This window comes from Algoriphagus sediminis (assembly GCF_030403435.1).
Taxonomy (GTDB): domain Bacteria; phylum Bacteroidota; class Bacteroidia; order Cytophagales; family Cyclobacteriaceae; genus Algoriphagus; species Algoriphagus sediminis.
Genome location: NZ_JAUEPH010000005.1, coordinates 146040 through 170038 on the forward strand (window position 1 = coordinate 146040; position 23999 = coordinate 170038).

The 23999-nt window shown below is 42.0% G+C and carries 21 protein-coding genes; 19 read left to right on the forward strand and 2 right to left on the reverse strand.

Annotation, left to right across the window (positions count from 1 at the left end; genetic code table 11):
* Positions 1 to 2: 2 nt before the first annotated feature.
* Positions 3 to 1595, reverse strand: coding sequence for a M14 family metallopeptidase (locus QVH07_RS12300; protein WP_290000779.1), 1593 nt, complete (start codon positions 1593 to 1595; stop codon positions 3 to 5).
* A 178-nt stretch (positions 1596 to 1773) separates the two neighbouring features.
* On the opposite strand from QVH07_RS12300, the gene QVH07_RS12305 reads away from it, so the two are divergent.
* The 10 genes from QVH07_RS12305 to QVH07_RS12350 all read left to right on the forward strand — a co-directional run bounded on the left by QVH07_RS12305 (position 1774) and on the right by QVH07_RS12350 (position 13722).
* Positions 1774 to 2604 (forward strand): universal stress protein, encoded by an 831-nt coding sequence (locus tag QVH07_RS12305; protein ID WP_290000780.1) that lies wholly within the window; start codon positions 1774 to 1776, stop codon positions 2602 to 2604.
* 5 nt (positions 2605 to 2609) lie between these two features.
* Complete coding sequence (locus QVH07_RS12310) at positions 2610 to 3842, forward strand: cation:proton antiporter (protein ID WP_290000781.1); 1233 nt, start codon at positions 2610 to 2612, stop codon at positions 3840 to 3842.
* A 116-nt stretch (positions 3843 to 3958) separates the two neighbouring features.
* On the forward strand, positions 3959 to 4987 hold the full coding sequence (hemH, locus tag QVH07_RS12315; protein ID WP_290000782.1) for a ferrochelatase: 1029 nt from the start codon (positions 3959 to 3961) through the stop codon (positions 4985 to 4987).
* A 55-nt stretch (positions 4988 to 5042) separates the two neighbouring features.
* Positions 5043 to 6206 carry a CynX/NimT family MFS transporter gene (locus QVH07_RS12320; protein ID WP_290000783.1) on the forward strand — a complete coding sequence of 388 codons (1164 nt, stop codon included), beginning with the start codon at positions 5043 to 5045 and terminating at the stop codon, positions 6204 to 6206.
* A gap of 69 nt (positions 6207 to 6275) precedes the next feature.
* Entirely contained in the window at positions 6276 to 6881 is a 606-nt protein-coding gene (locus QVH07_RS12325; RefSeq protein ID WP_290000784.1) for a DUF2179 domain-containing protein, read from the forward strand.
* A complete protein-coding gene (locus QVH07_RS12330; RefSeq protein WP_290000785.1) occupies positions 6881 to 7588 on the forward strand; it encodes a tRNA1(Val) (adenine(37)-N6)-methyltransferase in 708 nt (235 codons plus the stop codon). Before QVH07_RS12325 ends, QVH07_RS12330 begins: the two co-directional genes overlap by 1 nt.
* Positions 7589 to 7706: 118 nt before the next feature.
* Positions 7707 to 9167: an IPT/TIG domain-containing protein gene (locus tag QVH07_RS12335; protein ID WP_290000786.1), complete on the forward strand. Its 1461-nt coding sequence runs from the start codon at positions 7707 to 7709 to the stop codon at positions 9165 to 9167.
* 10 nt (positions 9168 to 9177) lie between these two features.
* A complete protein-coding gene (locus QVH07_RS12340; RefSeq protein ID WP_290000787.1) occupies positions 9178 to 11580 on the forward strand; it encodes a TonB-dependent receptor in 2403 nt (800 codons plus the stop codon).
* 3 nt (positions 11581 to 11583) lie between these two features.
* Positions 11584 to 12645: a DUF4249 domain-containing protein gene (locus QVH07_RS12345; protein ID WP_290000788.1), complete on the forward strand. Its 1062-nt coding sequence runs from the start codon at positions 11584 to 11586 to the stop codon at positions 12643 to 12645.
* 27 nt (positions 12646 to 12672) lie between these two features.
* Entirely contained in the window at positions 12673 to 13722 is a 1050-nt protein-coding gene (locus tag QVH07_RS12350; RefSeq protein WP_290000789.1) for a DUF4249 domain-containing protein, read from the forward strand.
* A 4-nt stretch (positions 13723 to 13726) separates the two neighbouring features.
* Here QVH07_RS12350 and QVH07_RS12355 read toward each other — a convergent pair whose 3' ends face one another.
* Positions 13727 to 15067 carry a saccharopine dehydrogenase C-terminal domain-containing protein gene (locus tag QVH07_RS12355; RefSeq protein ID WP_290000790.1) on the reverse strand — a complete coding sequence of 447 codons (1341 nt, stop codon included), beginning with the start codon at positions 15065 to 15067 and terminating at the stop codon, positions 13727 to 13729.
* Between the two features lie 123 nt (positions 15068 to 15190).
* Between QVH07_RS12355 and QVH07_RS12360 the strand changes: the two genes are divergently transcribed.
* The 9 genes from QVH07_RS12360 to QVH07_RS12400 all read left to right on the forward strand — a co-directional run bounded on the left by QVH07_RS12360 (position 15191) and on the right by QVH07_RS12400 (position 23999).
* Entirely contained in the window at positions 15191 to 15661 is a 471-nt protein-coding gene (locus QVH07_RS12360; RefSeq protein WP_290000791.1) for a cytidine deaminase, read from the forward strand.
* Positions 15662 to 16309 carry an alpha/beta hydrolase gene (locus tag QVH07_RS12365; RefSeq protein ID WP_290000792.1) on the forward strand — a complete coding sequence of 216 codons (648 nt, stop codon included), beginning with the start codon at positions 15662 to 15664 and terminating at the stop codon, positions 16307 to 16309.
* Positions 16310 to 16355: 46 nt separating this feature from the next.
* Positions 16356 to 16790, forward strand: coding sequence for a UPF0158 family protein (locus QVH07_RS12370; protein WP_290000793.1), 435 nt, complete (start codon positions 16356 to 16358; stop codon positions 16788 to 16790).
* An 81-nt stretch (positions 16791 to 16871) separates the two neighbouring features.
* A complete protein-coding gene (locus QVH07_RS12375) occupies positions 16872 to 17366 on the forward strand; it encodes a GNAT family N-acetyltransferase (RefSeq protein ID WP_290000794.1) in 495 nt (164 codons plus the stop codon).
* A gap of 36 nt (positions 17367 to 17402) precedes the next feature.
* On the forward strand, positions 17403 to 18002 hold the full coding sequence (locus QVH07_RS12380; RefSeq protein WP_290000795.1) for an HdeD family acid-resistance protein: 600 nt from the start codon (positions 17403 to 17405) through the stop codon (positions 18000 to 18002).
* Between the two features lie 24 nt (positions 18003 to 18026).
* Positions 18027 to 19604 carry a M1 family metallopeptidase gene (locus QVH07_RS12385; RefSeq protein WP_290000796.1) on the forward strand — a complete coding sequence of 526 codons (1578 nt, stop codon included), beginning with the start codon at positions 18027 to 18029 and terminating at the stop codon, positions 19602 to 19604.
* Between the two features lie 63 nt (positions 19605 to 19667).
* The gene (rlmN, locus tag QVH07_RS12390) at positions 19668 to 20726 is read left to right on the forward strand and encodes a dual-specificity RNA methyltransferase RlmN (protein WP_290000797.1); all 1059 of its coding nucleotides are present in this window, start codon (positions 19668 to 19670) and stop codon (positions 20724 to 20726) included.
* A 65-nt stretch (positions 20727 to 20791) separates the two neighbouring features.
* Positions 20792 to 23470 carry a TonB-dependent receptor plug domain-containing protein gene (locus tag QVH07_RS12395; RefSeq protein WP_290000798.1) on the forward strand — a complete coding sequence of 893 codons (2679 nt, stop codon included), beginning with the start codon at positions 20792 to 20794 and terminating at the stop codon, positions 23468 to 23470.
* A gap of 52 nt (positions 23471 to 23522) precedes the next feature.
* On the forward strand, positions 23523 to 23999 hold the full coding sequence (locus QVH07_RS12400) for an outer membrane beta-barrel protein (protein ID WP_290000799.1): 477 nt from the start codon (positions 23523 to 23525) through the stop codon (positions 23997 to 23999).

Sequence of the window (23999 nt, forward strand, 5' to 3'; positions counted from 1 at the left end):
GCTTAGAGATTAATTGTTTCACTGATAAAACCTACATGCGGAGCACCCACCTTCAGGCTTACATTGCCTTTACCTCGAACTACCCAACTCATGGAGGTCTTTTCAAATGCTCCCAAAACATCGAGAGTTGAAATCGGGCTTCCTGAAATCAGGCGGTCTTCATCCACATCCATATCTACTCTAATTTTACGAAGCCATCTGGAACGTTCACCTAATTCACTATGGGTAGGTAGAGGAGAATTGTTGTATAAATCCGCACTTACCCGACTAAGGCCATTTCCCAGATCTTCAACTTTCACATTGTGAAGTTCTAGTTTTGGCTGCATTTCTGCCAAAGCCAAAATAAAATCAGTATGCTCACTGGCTATTTCTTCTACCTTTTCGAAAGGTGGATTTACCATCAAAAATGGCTTAATTCCTCCCACTTCGACTTTTTGTCCCGGAAAGTCAGGATGGTCTATTTCTGTCCATGGGACAAAGCTGTCTTCCCATCCTAGGGAATCTGCCCATGCCAAATAATTAGCTTCAGCATTTGATTTCCCCCCGAACTCGGGCGTCCAATATCCTGGAGTGCTGAAACTTAATCTACCAAAATGGAAATAGGCCCACTGGAAAAAGTCACCATCTGTTCCTTGATTCGATTGATTATATGGCTTCTGGGATACTATTTCATTGTACTTATCAGATACCAGCTTATTAAGATTTTGGTCTTCCGCAAGAATAGAAGCTACCACTCTTTTTCTGGCTTCTGAAGCGTTGTGCTTTAGGGGCGAGCTAAGGTTATTTGCTGGCGAGAAAGTCACAAAAGCGAAAATGTTCCATTGTTCAAAAAGGAAATCCAACATCGCTCGGGTTTCTACTGGCGAGGCAGCGATATCTCCTGCCAAAGGCTCGAAAACCGGAAATTTGTAAGTTAGGGACTTATTGAAACCAACACCTTCAGTTAGATCCTCGGCAAATTTCCCGTCTTCATCATCATCCTTACTTTCCATATACACAGAATAGCTTCCTGATTCGCCTTTGCTTGGATCTGCTTTGACCAAAACCCGATCATCTTCTTCGGAAACCAGGTAATCCCCGAGAGAATTTTCCACACGCATCCAAGTGATGAATCCATCTCCATTAAGGTCAGTGTATCCATTTTCGCCTTTTTCTCCGTCACGGTCATGGTCCATAGACATGGCATTGCCTCGTCGCTGATACTTTAAGGAAGCATGATACTGCTGATAAGCATCCGGAGACATATTTGGGAAAATAAAGAAGGTAGTGTTTTCGAGGGCGTCAGCATGTTCATTAACCAGCTTTTCTGCAAACTGCAGAGCAAGCTCAACGCTTAGGACATGGAAGCCTTCGACTCCGCCAACTACCGCAATAGCTGGTTTTTCGTCCGTATTACCAGTTCCTACTTTTAAGGCTTGAATATCTTTTCCTCCCTCCGTTTGAACTAGCGTGATTAGCTCGGCATTGGCATTGGATGCCAAATTATTCAGTCGGGAATCAATTTCGGATAAGGTTGGGTAATCCGACTGACCCAACACCCGGTCCGGTAGGGCAAATGCTGTCAGGAATAACCCCAAAATGAGTATTTTTTTCATAGAATTCGTTTTGCTTAAACAGGTCTAAGTTGACCAAAAAAAGCTTTTCAATTAACCGAGAATAGTTATTGTACAGATTTATCAACTTGAATGGATACTCAAAGTGATAAGTGGGGATTGTTAATGCAATTGCAGAGATGAAGTTTTTTTCCGTTTTTTAGTCAAATAGAATCGCCTGATGTTTAAGAAAATCGCCCTTGCCTTTGCTTTTTCTCCAAGAATGGAGGCCTTGCTTGCTGAGACCAGAAGTATTGTTGAGACCTTCGAGTCCGAGCTTTTTTTGATCCATGTGGGCCAAAAAACAGAGGAAGCTGAACAAAAAATTCAGGTTGCCATGAATGAAAATGGCCTTTCCAACCTCCCTACAAAATTAATCTGGAAAGAAGGGAAGCCAGTCAAAATGATCCTGGAAGCTTGTCGGGAGAATGACGTTGATTTGCTAGTCACCGGAGCTTTAAAAAAAGAGGGCTTTCTGACTTATTACCTGGGCTCTGTGGCAAGGAAAATTATTCGGAAATCACATTGCTCAGTGATGACTTTAATTGACCCCCAGACCAAGCCTAGTAAATTTTCTAAGGTGGTCATTAACGGAACCCAACTCACCATCACTCCAATGGTCATAGAGCGGGGAATTAAGTTTGCCCAAATAGTCCATACCGATCAAGTTCATATTCTTAATGAAATTAAAATGTATGGTCTTCAAATGGGTACGGCTAGTGAAGACAGCGAAGAGGAAGTGGCCAATACCAGAAGACAACTTGTCCAAAATGAAATGGATTACGTTCAGAAAATTCTTGATCAAATCCCACACGATGATCTTCGGGTAAATATTAAAGTTACAGGAGGGAAATGGGCAATAGAGTTAGCAAAATTTTGTGAGAAAATTGAGGCCGATCTACTTGTGGTGGGGGATGGAAAACGGCTAAACTTTTTTGATCGAATTTTCCCGCATGATCTGGAAGAACTCCTTAGTACCCTTCCCTGCAATCTCTTACTTATTAAAAGGTAATCTCGATGGAAACTCTAAACCATAAAGAGGTTATCAACCTACTACTTCAACTTGCCGTCATGCTGATTATGGCAAGAGTTTTTGCAGAGGTAGCAAGAAAATTCAAGCAACCAGCGGTAGTGGGTGAGATTCTTGCAGGGATCATAATTGGTCCTACAATCCTTGGAAATTTCTTTCCCGGTATTCAGGATTACCTTTTTGCCACCCATCCCATGGCAAATATTGCCTTGGACGGTTTTGTTCAAATCGCAGTAGTCTTATTACTATTTATAGCCGGTCTGGAAGTGGAGTTGCAGGTGGTTTGGAATCAGGGTAAAAATGCCATGAAAATTGCCGTAGCATCCATGGTGCTTCCGATAATCGCAGGGTTTGTGGTCGCATTTGCCTTTCCTGAGTTTCTGGGTGTAAACATCAATGACCGAATAGTCGCTTCTACTTTTTTTGGTTTGGCGATTTCCATTACTGCATTGGCTGTGGTTGCCAGAATACTGATGGACCTTGACCTGTTCAAAACCAATACTGGGCTTTTGATTATTGCCTCAGCGATGATTGTGGACATTCTTGGCTGGATCGTGTTTTCAGTGATTTTATCCCTTTCTGAATCGGGGCAAGATGGACTTGGAGTCCTTCCCACGATTGGTTTAACTCTGCTGTTTACCTTCTTTATGTTAACGCTCGGAAAGGGGATCATCAATCGGACTTTACCTTGGGTGAATAAGAAACTCGCCTGGCCTGGAGGTTTACTTTCCCTGTCGCTGGCGATCTGCTTTCTGGCAGCTTCCTTCACTGAATTTATTGGGATTCACGCGATTTTTGGAGCTTTCATCATTGGTGTTGCCTTTGGCGATTCGGAGCACTTGACCGAAAAAGCAAAGGAAATTCTTCACCAATTTATCAACAATATTTTTGCTCCCATCTTCTTTGTTTCGATTGGTCTAAAGGTCAATTTCATCGATTCCTTTGACCTTGGAATAGTAGGAGTGGTGGTCATTGTAGGATTCCTTACCAAATACTTTGGAGCCTATTTGGGAGGCAGGTTTGCAGGAATAAAAAGGTCAGAATCGGTAGTGGTTGGTTTTGGTATGAGCACCAGAGGAAGTATGGATATCATCCTTGGCTTGATTGCTTTAGAAACAGGGCTGATAACTGAGTCTTTGTTTATTGGCCTGGTGATTTTGGCTTTGCTCTCTAGCATTTCTTCCGGGCCACTCATGGCTTATGCAAGAAGGCGGAGTTAGGATTTTGTCCGAAAGCTTTAGCCTAACCATCATTGTCAAATTCAATTAGGCGGATCTAACTTTCTGCCTTAATTTTGAGTTGTCTTGAGTAAGTTATTTAAAGCTACCCCAAAAACATGGCAAAAACAGGAAAAATCGGCGTCTTGCTGGTTAACCTAGGAACCCCAGACAGTACTAAAACAGGCGATGTAAGAAAATATCTTCGCGAATTCCTGATGGATGGAAGAGTGATCGATTTCCCTTTTATCCCGAGATGGATGTTGGTGAATCTCATCATTGCTCCTTTCCGCGCACCCAAATCCGCAGCAGAATACAGAAAGCTTTGGACTGACCGCGGCTCGCCTCTGCTATTTCATACCGAAGATCTCAGAGATAAGCTTATCGAAAAGCTCGATAATAGCGAGTATGTGGTAAGCATGGCGATGCGCTATCAGAATCCAAGTATTGATGAAGGGCTTAAAAAGCTTCAGGATGCAAAAGTTCGAAAAATCATTGTCCTTCCTCTTTTCCCTCAGTACGCTTCTGCTACAAACGGTTCTGTGATTGATAGGGTGATGGAAATTGCCCGGGGCTGGCAGATTATTCCTGAGATTTCCTTTATCAGCAACTTTGTGGAGCACCCACTATTTCTAAAGGCCTGGCAGGAGCTAGGGGAGGAAATGATGAAAGCTCAGGATTACGATAAGTATCTCTTTTCTTATCATGGCTTGCCGGAAAGGCAAATTCGTAAAGGCTCAGTAGGTGGACACTGTAAGCTTGGAAGCTGCTGTGAGGCCTATGGTCCATCCAATCAGTTCTGCTATAGAGCACAGTGCTTTCATACCACCAGATTGGTTTCTGAAAAACTTGGGCTGCCAAAAGATAAAGTGGTTACCTGCTTCCAATCTAGATTAGGAAATGACCCATGGGTGAAGCCGTATACAGAGGACATGATCAAGGAGCTGGCAAATGAAGGAGTGAAAAAGGTTTTGGTTTTCTCACCTGCCTTTGTTGCTGACTGTTTGGAAACCACCGTGGAAGTCGGTGAGGAGTACAAGGAGCAATTTGAGGAATTAGGTGGAGAAGATTGGGATTTAGTTCCCAGCCTTAATTCAAACGACACTTGGGTGGATTGTGTAAAAGACCTGGTGGAAAGTCATGCTTAATTCAAATTGATTCAGGGAGTTCAGCTACCTTTGCCACCGATATTGAACTCCAACCTTGAATTCAACTAAACCCGGACATTTTTTTCTGATAGCAGGGATCATTTTGGTCTCTCTTAATCTCAGAACCTCCATAGCTTCGGTTGGGCCATTGATTCCGTTTATACGGGAGGATTTAGGGATGAGTAATGGGTTGGCGGGATTTCTAACCACCTTACCCTTGTTGACTTTCGCGTCTTTCTCTTTGGTAGCACCAAAGATTGGACAGCGTCTTGGCTATGGCAAAGCTATTTTTTTTGGTATTGCTCTGCTAGCCTTCGGAGTTGTCATTCGCGTGATTGGTGATGTTTCCTTGTTGCTTATTGGAACCGCCCTGACGGGAGTTGGAATTGTAATCGCGAATGTTCTTCTGATTCCTTTGATTAAAATCCAGTTGCCGCAAAAATTAGGTTTGATGACCGCCTTGATGGCAACTATGATGTCACTCTCAGCAGCTGTGGCAGCCGGAGTTTCTGTTCCCATCGCAGTGGATTTGGATCTAGGCTGGAGAGGTTCATTGGCTTCCTGGGTAGTTTTAATGCTTTTAGCTTTGCTGGTTTGGATTCCTCAGTTGCGGAGCAAAAGAAGTTTCAGGCCAAATACGATTGGAGGTAAAAACGTGTGGAAATCAAAATTGGGCTGGTTTGTCACCCTTTTCATGGGAAGCCAGTCAGTGATTTATTTCACCTTTTCCACCTGGCTCCCTGATATGCTCATTAATCGTGGATGGAGTCCTGTAGAAGCCGGAGTAATTTCTTCTGTTATGCAGCTTTTTGGGCTGATTGGCTCTTATTTCGCTCCTAGTTTAATCATGCGACTGAAGCAACAATCTACCTTTACCATAGGTATAGGGGCTTTTTACATTATCGCTTTTGGAGCTTTACTTATAGAAGTGGAATGCCTCACCTATCTATGTTTAACGGTGATTGGAATTTGCATGGGAGCAAGCCTGAGTATAGGGTATGTATTTATTTCTTTGCGCACATCTGAAGATCAAACCACCTCAAATCTTTCGGCTATGGTCCAATCCATTGGGTATTACCTGGCAGCCATTGGCCCATTTCTTTTCGGATGGAGTCTGGACCTTTTTAATAATTGGGATTTTCTTATTTGGTTCATGCTGATTTTCACGGGCTTATTCATCTATTTTGGCTATCACTCCGGCCAAAATAAAACCATTTGACATCAGATTTTTTCGGGCTTAATAATTTAAAAATAAGCTACTTTTGCACCGCAAAAATCCATTTTATAAATGAGTGATTTTCTACTTTCTTTAGGCCTTTCTGAGGACTGGTTTACCTACTTCATAATGCCGGTTTTGATTTTCCTTGCACGGGTAGGAGATGTGTCCATAAATACTCTTCGCATCATGTTTATGATGAATGGCAAAAAAACCATTGTGCCGATTTTAGGATTCTTGGAGTCTATGATTTGGCTTTTGGCCATCGGCCAGATTTTCCAAAATATTGATAACCCACTATCCTATATTGCTTATGCCTCTGGTTTTGGGGCCGGAACTTATGTAGGGATGTATTTTGAAGAGAGACTAGCCCTTGGTAGGGTGCTGGTCCGGGTCATCACTCCCAAGCCTCTAACCGAACTTTTGGATTACATGCGAGAGAAGGATTACCGCTTTACCAATGTGGGTGCCGAAGGTCGATATGGAAAAGTTCAGCTTACTTTCACGGTGATGAAAAGGGATGCACTTCCAGAGTTTATCGCCAAATTGAAAAGTCTGGATGATAAGGCATTTTACACGATCGAAAGTGTGAAAAGAGTATCGGATGATGATCTGAATGTGATGGAAGACCAAAGACCAAGATTTCATATGAATTTTCTAAGCAGGGCCAGGAACTAATGGCGAACTCCTGGTTTCAGTTCAAGCAGTTTTTGGTAAATCAGGATCGCTGTGCCATGAAAGTGAGCACCGATGCTGTGCTGTTGGGGGCCAAAGCCAGTTCTGGTGACCCAAAGCATATTCTTGACATTGGAGCGGGAACTGGAGTAATTTCATTGATGCTGGCGCAAAGGTTCCCTAATGCTAAGGTGACAGGAATTGAGTTAGATAAGGCAGGCTTTATGCAATGCAAGGAAAATTTTATGGCAAGTATTTTTTCAGATCGTCTTCAAGCTGTCCATAGTTCCATTCAGGGTTTTATTCCAGAAGGCACCTTTGATTTGATTGTCAGTAACCCTCCCTTTTTCAGCGATCATTTGAAATCAAATGATCTTCAAAAAAATAAGGCTTTACATACGGACAGTCTGTCGTTTGAGGACTTAGTTAAATCAATTCAAAGATTGCTTTCGCCTAAGGGTGAGTTTTGGTGTATACTACCACCCAGGCAGATGAAGGACTTTTGCTTGATAGCTAAGTCAGCTGGCTTACATTCGGATTATTCTTTGAAGATTTTCCACAATCCTAAGAAAAAGCAACACCGTGAAATCCAAAGATTTTCTTGGGAGGAGAAGGAAGGTTCTCTTGAAAAATTATACCTGAGAGATGAATCTGAAGAGCACAGCCTGCAGTATAAAAGGTTACTCTCGGAATTTTTATTAGATTTTTAATCCAAATACCCTCTTTTTACGCTGACTTTTGATTTTAATTAAAATGTAGTTTGGTGGTATTGATTCAACACTTAATTAGTCTATTTTTGACATCTTGAACTAAACCAGAAAAGTTTTCATGCAGCGATATTTGCTTCTTTTGCTCATGATGGCATCGGTTCTTTTTTCGTCTTGTGAAGAAGACGATCCCGAGACTACCATCCTTGTGACCGAGGAAGTACTTCTCACCAGCGGTGAGCAGGCCAGACTCCTTGGAAGATTAATTACCAATCAAGCGATCAATCCCAGCGATCACGGGTTTCAGTTATCCGAGAATCAGGATTTTACCTCCCCCATACTAATTACCCTCGGTCCAAAGGAAGGACCGGGAAGGTTTATTGGTGAGGTGACTGGCTTGAAAGTAGGGCAGACTTATTTTGCTCGAGCTTATATGGATTTGGGTGCAGGCCTCGAATTTGGTAACACTATAGAGTTGAGTACTTTGGAACCAGGACTGGAGAGTTTCGAGCCTAACTTTGGAAAAGAAGGATCTGAGATATTCATATTCGGAAGAAATTTCACAGAAGATACCCGGGTCTTCTTTGGGGATCAAGAGGCGGCAGTTACTGAAATCCTGTTTGAGACAAGATTAAGAGTAATCATCCCATCAGCTACGACTTCGGCTACTGTTCCACTTCGGGTGGTGGTGCAAGACCGGGAGTTGGTTTTTGATTTCCCTTTTGAGTATCAGATCGGAACCTATGAGACAGTCAGCCAATTCCCTCAAAATGTAAGGCTCATTGATAACTTATTCTTTCAAAGGGGAGATGAGTTTTTTGTTGGTTTGGGTTCTGTAAGAGGCACCTCTTTTTATTCGAACATCTTCAAATATAATCCTGGGGCAGATTCCTGGGTTCAGGTACCTTTTGAAGGTACCAACCGATCTTTTGGCTGGGCAACCGAAAATTATCTAGGTGGCGGAATTCGTGAACTAGGAAGAGATCCTTTCCTGATCAATCGAAATTTTTATCGGTTCAATGGAAGCTCTTTTGTTCAATTAGCAGACATGCCATTTGACAGCAGGGAATCAATTGCATTCGAAGTTGGGGAATTTCTGTTTGTCATTGGTGGAAAAGAAGGTAATCCACAGGCAGGATGGAGATATGAAACCAGTACTGGTCTTTGGACACAAATCGCCGAAGCCCCATTTCCTATAGACCAAAGTCTTGGAAGTTTCACCTATCAAAACGAGAGGTATTTCATAAACTCTAATGGTAACATCGTGAAATATATTCCCTTTTCAGATACTTGGGAAGAAGCAGGTTTTTTCCCTGGAAGTACTGGACAAGGCTATCCCATAGCACAGGTAATCGGAGATCGAGTGTATGTGGGTGCATATCGCAGGGCCACGGAAATGTGGGAATGGAATATGGAGAGTAGAATTTGGACAGCAAAAAATGATGTGCCTGGTATCTCCCAAAATCTAAATGGAGGCTACTGGGTGAGTGATGGGTTTCTTTATTTCTTGAGAGTTCCTGAGTTATCTGTGGTTGGAGATCAACCCTTACCCTTAGTAAAATTTGATCCTTCAGGCATATAAATTCGAATACATGAAAAAACTTTTACTAGCCTGTTTACTCCTTCTATCACATTTAGCTTTGGCACAAACCGAAGTAAAAAGAGAAGTTATTGGGCGGGACATTGGACAGCTTAATGGCATAAGAATCTCCGCAAGGGTAATCGACGAAATCACCGGAGAAGCCTTGGTGGGTGCTACGGTTTCTTTACCAGAAACCGGTGAGGTTTTCGTCTCGGATAATAATGGAACATTTGATTTGGTCTTGGAAAGAGCGGAGTATAATCTGGTCTTTCGATATGTGGGATATGAGGAAGTTCAATATCCGATTACTGCTGTGGGTGATGGAAGAATCCTTATAAGAATGATTCAGGAGGATTTCGAGCTGGAGGATGTAGTCATTTTTGGTCGAGATCCCGATAAAAATATTCGTTCTACGGATATGGGAGCAGTGACCCTCAGTATGAATACACTTAAGGAGTTGCCACCCTTTTTGGGAGAAGTGGATATCATACAGTCCATGGCAACTTTACCTGGGGTTACACAGGTAGGAGAGGCCTCAGCGGGATTAAACGTAAGAGGTGGAGGCGCAGATCAAAACCTGATTCAGTTTGCTGGTGCGCCGGTTTATAATCCTACGCACTTGTTTGGGCTTTTTACCTCCTTTAATCCTGACATGGTAAATCAGGTGACACTTTATAAGTCGGTAATTCCTTCAAGATTTGGAGGGAGAGCCTCTTCCATTTTAGATATTACCCCAAAAGCCGGGAGTGTAGATAAATGGGGAGGTGATTTGATGCTGAGTAATTATTCAGGGAAACTATCTGTAAACGGTCCTTTAGTGAAGGACAAAGTTTCTATTCGTGGAGGAATTCGAGGCTCTTACATTAATTGGTTTTTAAATTCCTTAAGTAATCCAGACCTGAAAAATTCACAGGCATCCTTCTATGATGCGAATCTGATCATAAGTGCTCCGGTGTCTGAGAATAATGAATTTACTTATAGCTTCTACACTAGCTATGACGACTTCGGTTTTGCATCTGATACCACGATTTCCTGGAAGAATACCAGTCACTCCTTGCAGTGGAAAAGCCAGCTTACGCCAAAGCTGAATCTTGAAGCCTTAGGGTACCTTTCGCAATATGATTATAGCATATTTAATGAAGCCGGAAGTGTAAATGACTTCGATCTTAATTCTGGAGTAGAGGATATCGGAGGAAAGCTTTTTCTCCAATATGGATTTTCTGAAACAAATAGAATTACCGTAGGTGGAGAATATAAACAGGTAAGAATTCAGCCTGGAGAACTAATACCTACGAGCGGTCCAGAATCTGGAATTTTGCCTCAAAAAGTACAGGATGAATTCGGGACAGAAGCAGGAATCCACTTCCAACATGAGTTTGAGCTGGGTGAAAAAGTTGGCGTTTCCTACGGGTTGAGGTATGATACCTATCAATACCTGGGCCCAAGAACGGTAAGAGAATATGCCCCAAATCAACCTGTAACTGATGGAAGTGCAATTGGTGAAACCACCTTCGGAGATGGAGACCAAATCACTACATATGATGGCTTAGGTCCCAGAGCGTCATTGAGATATTCTTTCAATAAGTCTACTTCTGTGAAGCTCGGATACAATAAAATGTACCAGTTTATTCATCTAATTTCTAATACAGCCACCATAGCACCAACTGATGTTTGGAAGCTCAGTGATACCTTTATTGAGCCTCAGGTAGTGGATCAATACTCCCTAGGATTCTATAAGAATTTCAAGGGGAATATTTTTGAGACATCGGTTGAGGTTTATTACAAGGATCAGGAAAATGTGGTTGAGTATAAGGATGGTGCAAATCTCATTTTGCAAAACCACATCGAAACAGAACTGGTGCCAGCACAGGGTCAGTCTTATGGTGTGGAACTTTATGTCAAAAAGAATCTGGGTAGATTGACGGGTTGGGTTTCTTATACCTACTCCCGTTCCTTAAGACGAGTAATTACACCGTATGAAGAGGAAATTATAAATGATGGAGAATGGTTTGCCTCCAATTTTGATAAGCCCCATGTGCTTACGTTGATCGGAAATTATAAGGTTAGCACAAACACTTCTATTTCAGCAACATTTGGATATAGTACAGGGCGACCTGTTACATTCCCTGAGGCGAAATTTGATTTCTCTGGGAATAACTTGGCTTACTTCAATTTAAGGAATGAGCAAAGAATTCCGGATTTTCACAGGCTAGACATGTCTGTGAATTTTAAGCTCAAGGGCAAAGGAAAATTCTTTGATGGTAACTGGACTTTTGCTGTTCTGAATGTTTATGGAAGAAAGAATCCATTCTCTCTATTCTTCGTGGATGAAGCTGGTGCACCACCTCAGGCTTTGCGTTTGGCAATTTTAGGTGTACCCCTTCCTAGTTTAAGCTATGCAATAAATTTCTAAAGGATGAGGAGATACATTTATTTGTTATTGCTTTTGCTGCTGGCATGTATCGATCCATACGAGGTGGATGTGGAGGAAGGTCCTCAACTACTCACAGTAGAGGGTTTTTTGACTACGGAAGAGGGACCTCATGTTATCAAGCTTAGCAGGAGTGCCACATATGGGAGTGCCTTCGAAGGACTGGTTAGACCTGTTCGGGAGGCTACTGTGATTATAAGAGACAATCTTGGAAATGTTACTTTTTTGGCTGAAGATCTCGATAACCGTGGTAGTTATTTTACACCAGAGGGCTATAGAGCTGTGGTTGGGAGAAGTTATACTTTACAAATTCAGCTAAATGAGGGACAAGTTTATACCTCTTTGCCAGAAAGGATAGAGTCTGTGCCCGAGATAAAAAGTCTGGATTATCAAATAGTAAGAATTCCCGTAGAGGGTGAGACAAACGAGAGATCCGGAGTGCAACTGATCGCAGATTTGGACGATCCCGCAGATCAAGACAATTTTTATTTTTGGAGAACAGGGACTTCTACTTTTATACTTAAAACGCGCCCTGATCTTTTTACGGAGCGACCGTCCGATCTGGAACCAAACAGAGATCCTGATCCTAAGGATTGTTGCGATACTTGCTTCCAAACGGAAACCTTTGGAAATACTGGAATTTTCATCGCGAATGACGACAGCTTTAATGGTCTGAATACCAAGCTGCCTGTTGGGTTTATTGAGGATGACGGTATCAGATTCGTTGAAACCCATAGAGCTGAAATTAGTCAGATTTCAGTTTCAGCTGAAGCCTATAGGTTTTTGCGATTGGTTAAGCAACAGACAGAAGTCAGTGGTTCTGTTTTTGATCCTCCGCCAGCAAATATCCGAGGAAATATGATTAGCCTGGACAATCCGGAAGAAGTGGTTCTAGGCTATTTCATGGCAGGTGCTGAAGCAAAACAGGAAATTTACATTAATGCTGTGGATATGGATTTTCGTCAGCCAGTAACCATAATTCCAGATGATTGTCGGGTATTGCCTAATACTACCAGAGAAGTTCCTCCAAACTGGAATCCAAATTAAATGGGAAGGAGTAATCTACCGTCAATAATGAGAAAGATTTTCTTATTCGCTTTAATTGCCCTTTCGGGCTGTATTGATCCATTTGTGGTAGAGGTACCTGAGGGACCTCAGTACCTTACCATTGAAGGATATGTGACCACGATAGAGCGAGCTCACCAAATCAGGATTACTCGTGGAGATACTTATGGAAGCGTTTTTGAAGGCTTGATCAGACCTGTAAGGGAGGCTACAGTGGTAATAAGGGATAATTTAGGAAATGTGACTTTTCTTCAGGAAGATTTAGATAATAGAGGGTCTTATTTAACTCCATCTAATTTTAAGGCAGAAGTTGGGAATTCCTATACTCTTCAGATTCAATTAAATGACGGGAAAGTTTATACCTCATTACCTGAAAAAGTAGCAGCACCTACCCAGATGGAAAACGTGAGTTACCAATCCGTGGAGATTCCGGTGGAAGGGGAAGTAAATCCAGAATCCGGCGTCCAGTTCATTGTAGATATCAATGACCCGGTGGAGGAAAATAACTTCTATTTCTGGAGGAATTCTGAGGCAACTTACGTTTTATTTACGCGGCCAGATCTATACTTCACACCACCTCCAGGAAGAGCCCCTGCTCCGAAAGACTGTTGTTTTGTATGTTGGAGAGATGAGTCGGCTCCTGGAAATCAATCCATTTTTATAGCAAATGATGATAATTTTAACGGGTTGAGTACCACAATACCAGCTGGCTTCATTCCAGATAATGGGCTTAGGTTTGCAGATACTTATAGGGTGGATTTGAGTCAGATCAGTATCTCTCAGGAAGCTTACAGATTCTTAAGGTTAGTAAAACAGCAGGCTGAAATCAGTGGATCTGTTTTTGATCCTCCACCCGCTCGGATCACAGGAAATATGATTAGCCTAGATGATCCCGATGAAGTGGTCTTAGGATATTTTATGGCAGGCGGAGAAACCAAACAAGAGATTTATATCAAGAACACCGAGCTTGATTTTGTTCAGCCAATTGCGATCATTCCTGATGACTGTAGAGTGGTAGAGGGTGCCAATGAAGAGCCACCATTGGATTGGAATCCCTAATGAATCAGCCAGGATTGGTTACTGTAACTTTTTCCTTAAACTCAATTCCGAATTTTTCTAAGGCATCAAGAATAGGGTGATAGATTTCTGGAATCACAGGAATATGTAAACCTGTTAAAGAAATCTCACCATCTAAATATTTGTCCACAGCCAGAGCTAATGGCAGCCCAACGGTTTTTGCCATGGCAGTATGTACGGAATCCTCTCCTTTGCAGACCAGACTTGATACCACCTCTTTTGTTCCATTCAAGGTTTCAATTTCGAATTTATGCTGCATCACAATCATGTCCCTATCTTCAGGATTCAGCGTCCAGCTTTTCTCTAAAATTTTCTGAAGAATCTGGGCAGGAGAACCTTGCCTCATTGGAACAGGGTCTGTACTGAACAGTCCCAACCACTGAATTTTTTCAAATGTTGGAAAATCAAGACTAGGAAATGCATCGCCCAACTTTTCTTCCACTGTGCGATCTGGATGGTAGGGTAGGAAAGTATTGAAGAAATCCCTCAGGGTAAAATCCTCGGGTAGATTCACTTCATAGTGATCCTCCGTGAGCCCAAGCTGCACAAAGACATCCCAAGCCTTGGTGAAGCCAACCCGTCGGAGTGTACCTCTTCTCATTGTTGGGATGTCCTCAAGGCCATACACTTTGCGATAGCTTAATGAATCTCTATTAGGATAGCCTTCATACTCGCCTATTTCATCAAATTCAAACAAGTCTATTCGAGTAAAAAGTTTATGATAGGGGACAAATTTCAACCTCCCTTGCTCGATATATCTGGAAGTTCCCTGTCCTGCCAAGACCACATTTCTGGGATTCCAGGTGAATTTGTACTTCCAGGGATTGTTTTCAAATTCCGGGGTCAAAAGCCCACCGCAGAAAGACTTGAAAGAACGGAGGGTCTCACCATTTTCTTTGGATTCGTTAATAATTTTCATTGCAGACATATGGTCAATACCAGGGTCAAGTCCGCATTCATTCAAGAAAAAGAGATTTGATTTTTTTATCTCTTCAGCCATCTCCTTCATTTCTGGAGATTCATAGGAAGCGCTGAAGAAATGCTTCTTTTTTTTCAGCGCTATTTTCGCTATCACCGGATGTAAAAAGGCTGGAAGCATGGATATGACCACAGAAGATTTATCAACGAGTTCCTCTAGGCTGTTTTCATCCTTCAGGTCCACCTTTACTGCTACCGTATTTGGCCTGGCTTTGAGTTTGGATTGAGCTGATTCTAAATCTAAATCTGCTAGAATTAGCTTTCGATTTTTGGCTTTGGCTGTATCAGCCAGAAAGTCAATAAGGTAGGTAGAAGACTTGCCACTACCGAGTAAAAGAATGGTATTCATATCTGGGTAATTCACTTTAAAGTTGAGGAAAAAAGGCGAAGATAAAACCTTATTTGGGTATTTTCGATAACAAAAGTCTATTTTGATTCTTTTATCATTTTGGACAGAAACACCGGAAAATTAATGCAAGACCATAGGGGTATAGAAAAGTTGGATTGGGATGAGCTTTCTCCAATGGAGATGGAACTCCTTATATCAGCTGAAGAAGCTTTGACCAAAGCCTATGCGCCTTATTCAGGCTTTCAAGTTGGCGCGGCAACCCGTTTAATAGATGGTCAGGTCTTCACTTCTAACAATCAGGAGAATGTTAGTTTTCCGGTTGGAGTATGCGCTGAGCGCTCTTTATTGGCCTATGTAGGTGCAAATTTTCCTGAAACTCCTCCTGAAGCTTTGGCGATAGCCGCTAAAAGAAAGGGAGAAAACGAGTCGGCCTATGTAACTCCCTGTGGGTTGTGCAGACAGGCTATTTTAGAAACAGAAAACAGATTCAAAAAAGCCATTAAAATCCTGATTTTGATGCCGGAAAGAAAGGTAGTTAGGATCTCTGGAGTGCGAGAGTTGTTGCCCTTATCTTTTAATGATTTGACAGATTAAATGAAAAAAACACATTCGTTTTTTTACCAAGCTAGGTATACTATTTCACATGAGCCCACTGGCAAGGAGAATCTGATTTTGATCTGCTTTCATGGATATGGACAGTTGGTTGATTTTTTCATTCGAAAGTTCTTACCATTTGCGGGTGAGGATGTTTTGGTGATTGCCCCGGAAGGGACGAACTATCAATATTTGAAAGATTTTGAGGGGAGGATAGGTGCTAATTGGATGACTAGGCATGAGCGAGAATTGGCCATTTCTAATAACAAAGTGTATCTAGATTCGCTGATGTCTGAGGTTTTGAAAGTTTATGACACCCTGCCAAGAATCGCGGTTTTCGGCTTTTCTCAAGGAGCGGCCACAGGTAGCCGATGGGTGAATGAGTGGCACATTAAACCTGATTACCTGATACTTTGGGCTGGGGTTCTGGCCCATGATTTGAAAATTGATCTGGCGGAGGATCAGTTCAGAAAAACTCGGATTCTTGTAGCCTATGGGAATCAAGATGAATTTGTGAACGAGGAAATAATTCGAGCACAGAGAAAGCGACTTTCAGAAATCGATAAGGAGGCTCAGGAGGTAAGATTTGAGGGAGGTCATGAAATTCCTCCAAAAATTTTAGAAAAAGTCATGGCTGAAATTATTTAGGCTTTCTTATCTTTCCGTCGTATACCTACCGATTAGTGAACTTTTAATGCTTACACTTAACAAAGAGGAAGTTGATTTGATTGCTTCCAAACTTCTCAAAGGGATGGTTTGCTTCTATCAGCTAGATAAGAAGAAAATATTTTACATGCCTGACGATGAGGATTACTTCGATTACGAATTAACGCCCCAGGAGGAAACTCTGCTGGATAATGTGGAGGAGTCTCCGGAAAATTATGCCGAGTTTACCAAACTAGAGCCAGCACAGGAGCATCAAATGATGCAGGATTTTGTGGATCGCTTTGTCAATGAAAAAACGCTCGCGGAAGATCTCGTAGATGCTTTGGCGAAGCCCAAGGCAAATACAGCATTTAAGTATGTGATTGATGAATCAAAATACAAGGCTGATTGGAAGGAGTTCCGGCGCAATCGTTATACAGACTGGGTAATGGAGCAAGTGGATAGCTTCAATTACTCCGCATAAGGCCCTGGGGTCAAACGATCTGCATCAGCTTGCTATAAAAAGAATTAATACATTTTTCCTTAATTCTTTTTATTTTCAGGAATGCCAGACTTTAAAGGCCTTAACATACGACATCATTTGGTCCCTGGGGACCTAGGTCAGGTCGCTTCTCTTCATGGACGGATCTATTCGGAGGAGCATGATTTGGCTATAGGTTTTGAGGCTTATGTGATGGAGTGCCTTATTGAATTTTTTTCTCAATATGACGAAAAGAAGGATAGGGTTTGGGTCTTGGAGGAAGGAGAAAGGATGGTGGGTTTTCTGGTGCTGATGCACAGACCAAATCGAATGGCGCAGCTCAGGTTTTTACTTTTGGAGCAGGACTATCGCGGTAAGGGGATTGGAAATGAGCTTATGGAAGATTGGCTAAATTTCTACCAAGAAATGAATTACAAGGGAGCATATCTCTATACCACATCAGGTCAGGACCCGGCTGTGTCCCTTTATGAAAAATATGGGTTTAAGCGGGAGAGTACCATCCTTTCCAGATATTTTGGTGTGCCCCTTTTAGAAACCTTATTCAGATTAAAAGCATAATTTTTAACCTAATTTTTAATTCATAAATCATTAATCATGTCGAATCCAATCAAATCTCTAAAGAATTCAATTAAGCATTGGTACCTAGTTACGATTATAGGTGCAGTTTTCATTATTTTAGGTATATGGGTTTTCCAGACCCCAATGGCCTCCTATTTACTCCTAGCTACAATTTTTAGTATTTCCTTCATCACTACTGGTGTTGCTGAGATTGCCTTTGCTTTGGGCAATCGAGAAAGATTGGAAAATTGGGGTTGGTACCTCGCATCTGGAGGGTTTAGTACCCTGATAGGTATTCTTTTACTAAGTAACCCAGGCCTAAGTATGGTAACTCTTCCTCTTTATGTTGGATTTGGTGTTTTATTTAGAGCAATTGCTGGGATCTCTTTTGCGCTAAGCTTAAAGGATACCGGTACTGAGTATCAAAGTTTGCTATGGCTCAGCATTGGTGGAGTGATTTTAGCATTTCTTTTGATTTACAATCCAGGGTTTGTTGGTATGACGCTCGTAACCTTGACTGCTCTGGTTTTCATTCTTCTTGGTATTGTAGCAATTATTTTTTCGCTGAAGCTTAAGGATGTACACAAAAAAGTAAAGGAAGCTAAAGAAGCAATTAAGGAAAATTTAGCGGATTAAGGCTGAAACATTTTATTTAATTCGATGAAAAAAATCCTTATTCTTTTACTAATAATTGGTCTTCATTTATCCTGTTTTGGACAAAAGAATTGGGATTGGGGTGGTCCTGTGGATCCCTTACAAGCTAAGTTTGAAATCCTTCATTACACTTTGGATTTGGAGATTTTACCAGAAACCCAGACAATCTCGGGAAGGAGTATTGTCAAATTTCAATCAAATGAGGAACTGGATGTTTTGCGTCTGAACCTGATTGACCAATATGTGGTAAGTAAAGTTCTTATGAATGGGGAAGAGGTCGAATTCAGCCACGAGAATGATTTGCTGGACGTCAAACCTATTGATTGTACCTGTAATGAAGTAGAGATTCATTATAGCGGCAAAACCCCGATTGCCCTGAATCCTCCATGGACTGGCGGCTTTACTTGGGAGAAGGATAGTTTTGGGAATCATTGGATGGGGTTATCATCTCAGGGCGAAGGGGCAAAGATATTTATGCCAGCCTTAGACCACCCTTCCAGTGAACCTTTAGAAGGGGTAGATCTCATTTTCACCGTACCAAAAGGATATTTTGTAGCTTCTAATGGATTATTGCAAAGCACTTCCGAGGAGGGCGAAAAGGTTCAATATCATTGGTCCAGCCAATACCCAATTAATAACTATAATGTAAACTTCACTCTTGGTGTTTTTTATTCTGAAAAATCAGATTTCCAGTCAAGTAGCGGTGAAACCTTTCCAATTGAGGTAATCGTCTTAAAAGAAAATCAGGCCAAGGCGAAAGAGCTTCTGGAGGTTCTCGAAGTAAGTGCCCGAACTCATGAAAAGTTTTTTGGTCCTTATCCATGGCCAGATGATAAGTTGGCGATAGTCGAAACGCCTTATTTGGGTATGGAACACCAGACGATCAATGCTTATGGTAACAACTACCAGTTCGTTCCTATGGGGCAGACCAAATACGATTGGTTACTTCACCATGAGCTTGGACATGAGTGGTTTGGGAATAAAGTCTCTGTGGGAGACTGGGCAGATTTTTGGTTGCATGAAGGTATCACCGCCTATGGAGATTGGTTGTTTTATCAGGAGCATGATGGATTACAGGCCTATCTTGAGAAAGCTAAGGAAGTAGGTCAAGGTATTGCTCATGAAAAGCCGGTGGTAAGCAAACCTAACAGCACCGAAGAAGAAGCTTACCATCCGGAAATCTACACCAAAGGGGCGTATGTAATGCATTCACTTAGATGGCTGCTCGGGGATGAGGTGTTCTTTCCTTTTTTGAAGGCATTGGCTTCCGATCAGCGTTGGACCTATGAAAATCAAATTGATACTGATGATTTTTACTCTTTCCTGAAGGAATTTACCGGTAAAGACCTGACGAGATTTTTGGATTTATACCTTAAGTCTACCAAGGTTCCTGAGGTTAAAATTACACCAAAAGGATCTAATGAATATCGTGTTTCCTTGGAAGGAATTAAGTTTGAGATGCCAGTTGAAATACAGACTTCCGAAGGCTTGGAAAAAGTAATGCTGGGTAAAAAGAAAGTGATCGTGAGCAGTGAAAGCCGACCCATAGTTGATCCCAATGGCTGGCTGATGTTACAAAAATGAAAGTAGAAAGAGGAGATCAGGTTTTGGTCTCCTTTTTCATTTGGGATTATCTACCTTTGCAGTATGGAAAATTCGAAAAAAAGGGATATTCGTCAGTTGAGTTTAACTGATTTAGAAGCGTTTTTCCTGGAGATTGGGGAGAAAAAGTTCCGTGCCAAGCAAGTGTATGAATGGCTTTGGAATAAGTCCTTGAAGAATTTTGACGAGATGACTAACCTCTCTCTAAGCACCCGAGAGAGATTGAAGTCTGAATTTGCCATCAATCATATCGAAGTGGATCTCATGCAGCATTCTAATGATGGAACCATTAAAAATGCGGTCAAACTCTATGATAATAAAATTGTGGAGTCGGTGCTCATACCGACTTCAAAGAGAATTACTGCATGCGTCTCCAGTCAAGTAGGCTGCAGTCTGGACTGTAATTTTTGTGCAACAGCCAGACTAAAACGGATGAGAAACCTAAATCCGGATGAGATTTATGATCAGGTGGTGGCGATAAAAAATGAAGCCGAGACCTACTTCAACCGACCCTTGACCAACATTGTCTTTATGGGCATGGGGGAGCCGCTTTTGAACTATTCCAATGTTCTCAATGCCATAGAGAAAATCACCTCTCCTGAGGGCTTGGGGATGGCACCACGAAGAATTACGCTCTCTACAGTAGGCGTGGCAAAAATGATTAAAAAGCTGGCGGACGACAAGGTTAAGTTTAACCTAGCGGTCTCCTTGCATTCCGCAATCAATGAAACCCGCTCCAAGTTAATGCCGATTAATGATTCGAATCCATTGGAAGATTTGGCTGAAGCACTTCAGTATTGGTATAAAAAGACCAAGAGGAAAGTAACGTACGAATACGTGATTTGGGATGGGGTGAATGATGATGAAAGACATGCCAAAGCGCTAGCCAAGTTTTGTAAAATAATTCCTTCCAAGGTGAATATCATTCAATATAATCCTATCGACGAAGGTGAGTTTAGGCAAGCAAGCCAGGAATCCGTGGACATGTACATTCGTGTGCTCGAGCGGGAAGGAATCATTGCGAAGGTTCGAAAATCACGTGGACAAGACATAGATGCAGCTTGTGGTCAGCTAGCCAACAAAAATGAAGTGGCAGAAATATGAAAAAATACTTTATTCTATAAACCTTAGTTGGTTAATTGCGTTCGTTAAATTAAACCAACTATTACATGAGAATAAAAAATTTTTACCTCTTCGCTTTAATTTTTCTTTTTGCAGCCTCATCCTCTTTCGGACAGACCCTTCCAGAAAAAATCCAATCTTTTTTTGATAAATACCAGGCTGAATTTCCAGTAGAGAAAGTTTACCTCCATCTGGATAAAGATACTTATACCTTGGGCGAAGATGTGTGGTTCAGCGCCTATGTGACGGCTGGAAGTAGTCAGATCCCAACACCGCTTTCGAAGCCTCTTTATGTAGATCTTTTTGATGGTAATGGACTTTTGCTGAAAAGCAGTTTAGTGCGGCTTGAGCAGGGACGAGGAGCAGGAAATTTCACCTTACCTCTTTTTGGGAATGCCGGAGAATATCAAATCAAAGCCTATACTTCTTGGATGAAAAATTTTGGTAAGGAGTATTTCTTTTCCAGAGGTCTATCTGTGGTAGACGGTGCCGGGGGCTCTTTTCTCCCTCAGGTGGATTTTAAAGAAATATCAGTGATAGGGAAACAGGTAAGCTATTCTGTTGAAGTGATCGCTGTGGATAAAGAAGGGAATCCTTTGTCTGATCAGGAGCTTGAATTAAAAGCTGTTGCGGAGGATAATGAACTGCATACACAACCGGTACTTTTAAATGATCAGGGTCAGGCTACTTTGACATTTAGAATTCCGGGTGAAGCTTATCCATCACAATATTTAGAGCTTACCTACCTAGAAGGGGGTACATATCCAGTCACTCAGCGAGTGGCATTACCTTATAGTTTGACCTTTGCAGACATTCAGTTTTTACCTGAGAGTGGCCATTGGTTAGTAGGTAAAAAATCTCAGATGGCATTTCGCGCTGTGTATCCAGATGGTAATCCAGCCATCATTGAAGGTCAAATAGTCGATCAAGCAGACGTGAAGTTCAGGGCTAATTTCGCTGGTTTGGGTAAGTTTGAAATGACTCCGGAAAGTAAAAACTATGTGGCTGAGGTGAAGGAAATTAATACTGGTGAAACCGTGACCGTATCGCTTCCTCAACCAGATGATTCTGGATTGACCATGCAAGTGGTGAATAACCCGAGTGCCAGTTATTTAACCGCCTTTGTACAGGGTATCGGTGATTTTAATGATCTTTTACTGGTAAGTCAAACCAGAGGGATCGTAAATTATATGATTCAGGGTCAGTTAAACAATGGAATTTGGGGGGTACGAATTCCTAAGGAAAACCTGATCACTGGGATTAACCAAATCACTATTCTGACCGGTGAGGGGACACCCTTGTTGGAAAGACTGGTGTTTTTTATGGGTGATGATCAGTTAGATTTGGACCTGGCAGTAAATGGAGATTTGGGCAAGAGAAGTAAAATCGAACTTACGCTAAACAGTAAAACAAATGAGATAGCTGCCCCTGGAACTTTTTCGCTCTCAGTTTTGGATGCCGGACAGGTGGAACTTGATGAACTTTCGGAGAATATTTTCTCATCTCTACTATTAAGTTCCGATCTCAGGGGAGGTCTTTACTCTCCTGGAGCGTATTTCAATGACAATAACGAAGCAGATCTAGAGGCAATCGACTTGGTGATGCTGACTCATGGCTGGACTCGTTTTTCCTGGGATGAGATTTTGAAGATGGAGTATCCGAAGATTGAGAACTTCATTGAAAGAGGAATCAATATTGAGGGTCAGGTCACGGATTCGGAGGATACTCGCCGCGGCCTTTCAGGTGGTACAGTAAACGCGATCATTGGTGGAGGCATAGAAATTCTGAGCACGGAATATGGACCTAATGGACGTTTCATGCTTCGCGACATGGATTATTTGGATTCGGCCACTGTGAATATAACCGTTGAGGATAATCGATTAAAGAACTTTGTGGATGTAGAGGTAATTCAGCCCAACCCTACTTTTACTGAAATCCAAGGCTTATACCCTGGCAAAATCGTGTGGCCTGAAGCTTTGACCGCAACGGTCCAGGAAAGAAATCTTCAAACTCAGATGACACAACAATCGGAGGATTTTGTGGACTTGGAAGGTGTTACGGTGGAGGGTCAGACTGTTGAGGAAGAAGATATTCAGATGAGAAAACTGTACGGGGATGGTGATGCTGTGGTGAAGCCGGCTGACATTCCTTCCTCTGTTACCTATCAAAATATTTTCCAGTTAATCCAAGGGAGAGTTTCTGGTGTTCAGGTTTTTGTTTCGGGTATTGATGTTAGTGTAAATATTCGTGGGCCAGGGTCAATTAATGCAGGTACTGATCCATTATTTTTGCTTGATAATATTCCAGTCGACGCTCAGACTTTATTGAATGTGAGTGTTCGTGATGTGGAAAGTGTGGATGTTTTTAAAGACCCTGCAAGGGCGGCAATATTCGGAGCTCAGGGAGCAAATGGAGTGATAGCCGTTTACACCAAACAGGGATACGGACTTGCAAGTAGTGTGGGAGGAACTCTGGTCACCAAATACGGAGGGTATTCCACTGCCAAAGAATTTTATCAGCCCATGTACGACGAAGATCCTGTCCGAAAAGCGTTGGACGATAAGCGAGCAACGGTTTACTGGAATCCAACCGTAGAAACCGACTCTAGCGGTGTCGCTTCTTTAGAATATTACAATACTGATGTCGCTTCCAAACAAATTCTGGTCTTGGAAGGAATGGATGGAGAGGGTAGGCTTGGTAGAATAATTAAGGTAATCGGAAATTGATTTGTTTTGCTGAGAAAAGGGGTTTAATTTTTCTAAAAACTTTCCAAGAGCCATGAAGAAACTCCTTTTCTCAGCCTTCTTTTTTCTTTTAGTATTCTCAAGTTTACAGGCCCAATCTTTAGAACAAGGTAACTCAAGAGTTCATGTTTTCGGCACCTATGGGCTTCGATGGAATGAGCCAGGAATAGGGGGAGGTTTTGAGTATTTTTTTGCGGATAATTTTGCCATTATGCCAAGCTACACTTACATATTCCCGGCTGTTGGAAAAGAAAGTAATTTTAGTGCTGACTTGAGGTACTATGTTTCCGAAGGACCCTCACAAGTTTATTTTATGGCTGGCTATAGCCAAACCTGGGAAGATACCCAACCAGATGGAGCCGGGGTAAGAAGGAGTTTAAAAGGAGCTAATGTGGGTGTGGGAGCTTATATCCGGCTAGCTGAATGGATAGGCTTAAGCACTGAATTCAGATACCAAAGTCAGGGATTACAAGAGGTGGGTTTTAGAGCAGGTTTCGCCTTTCCTCTCTAG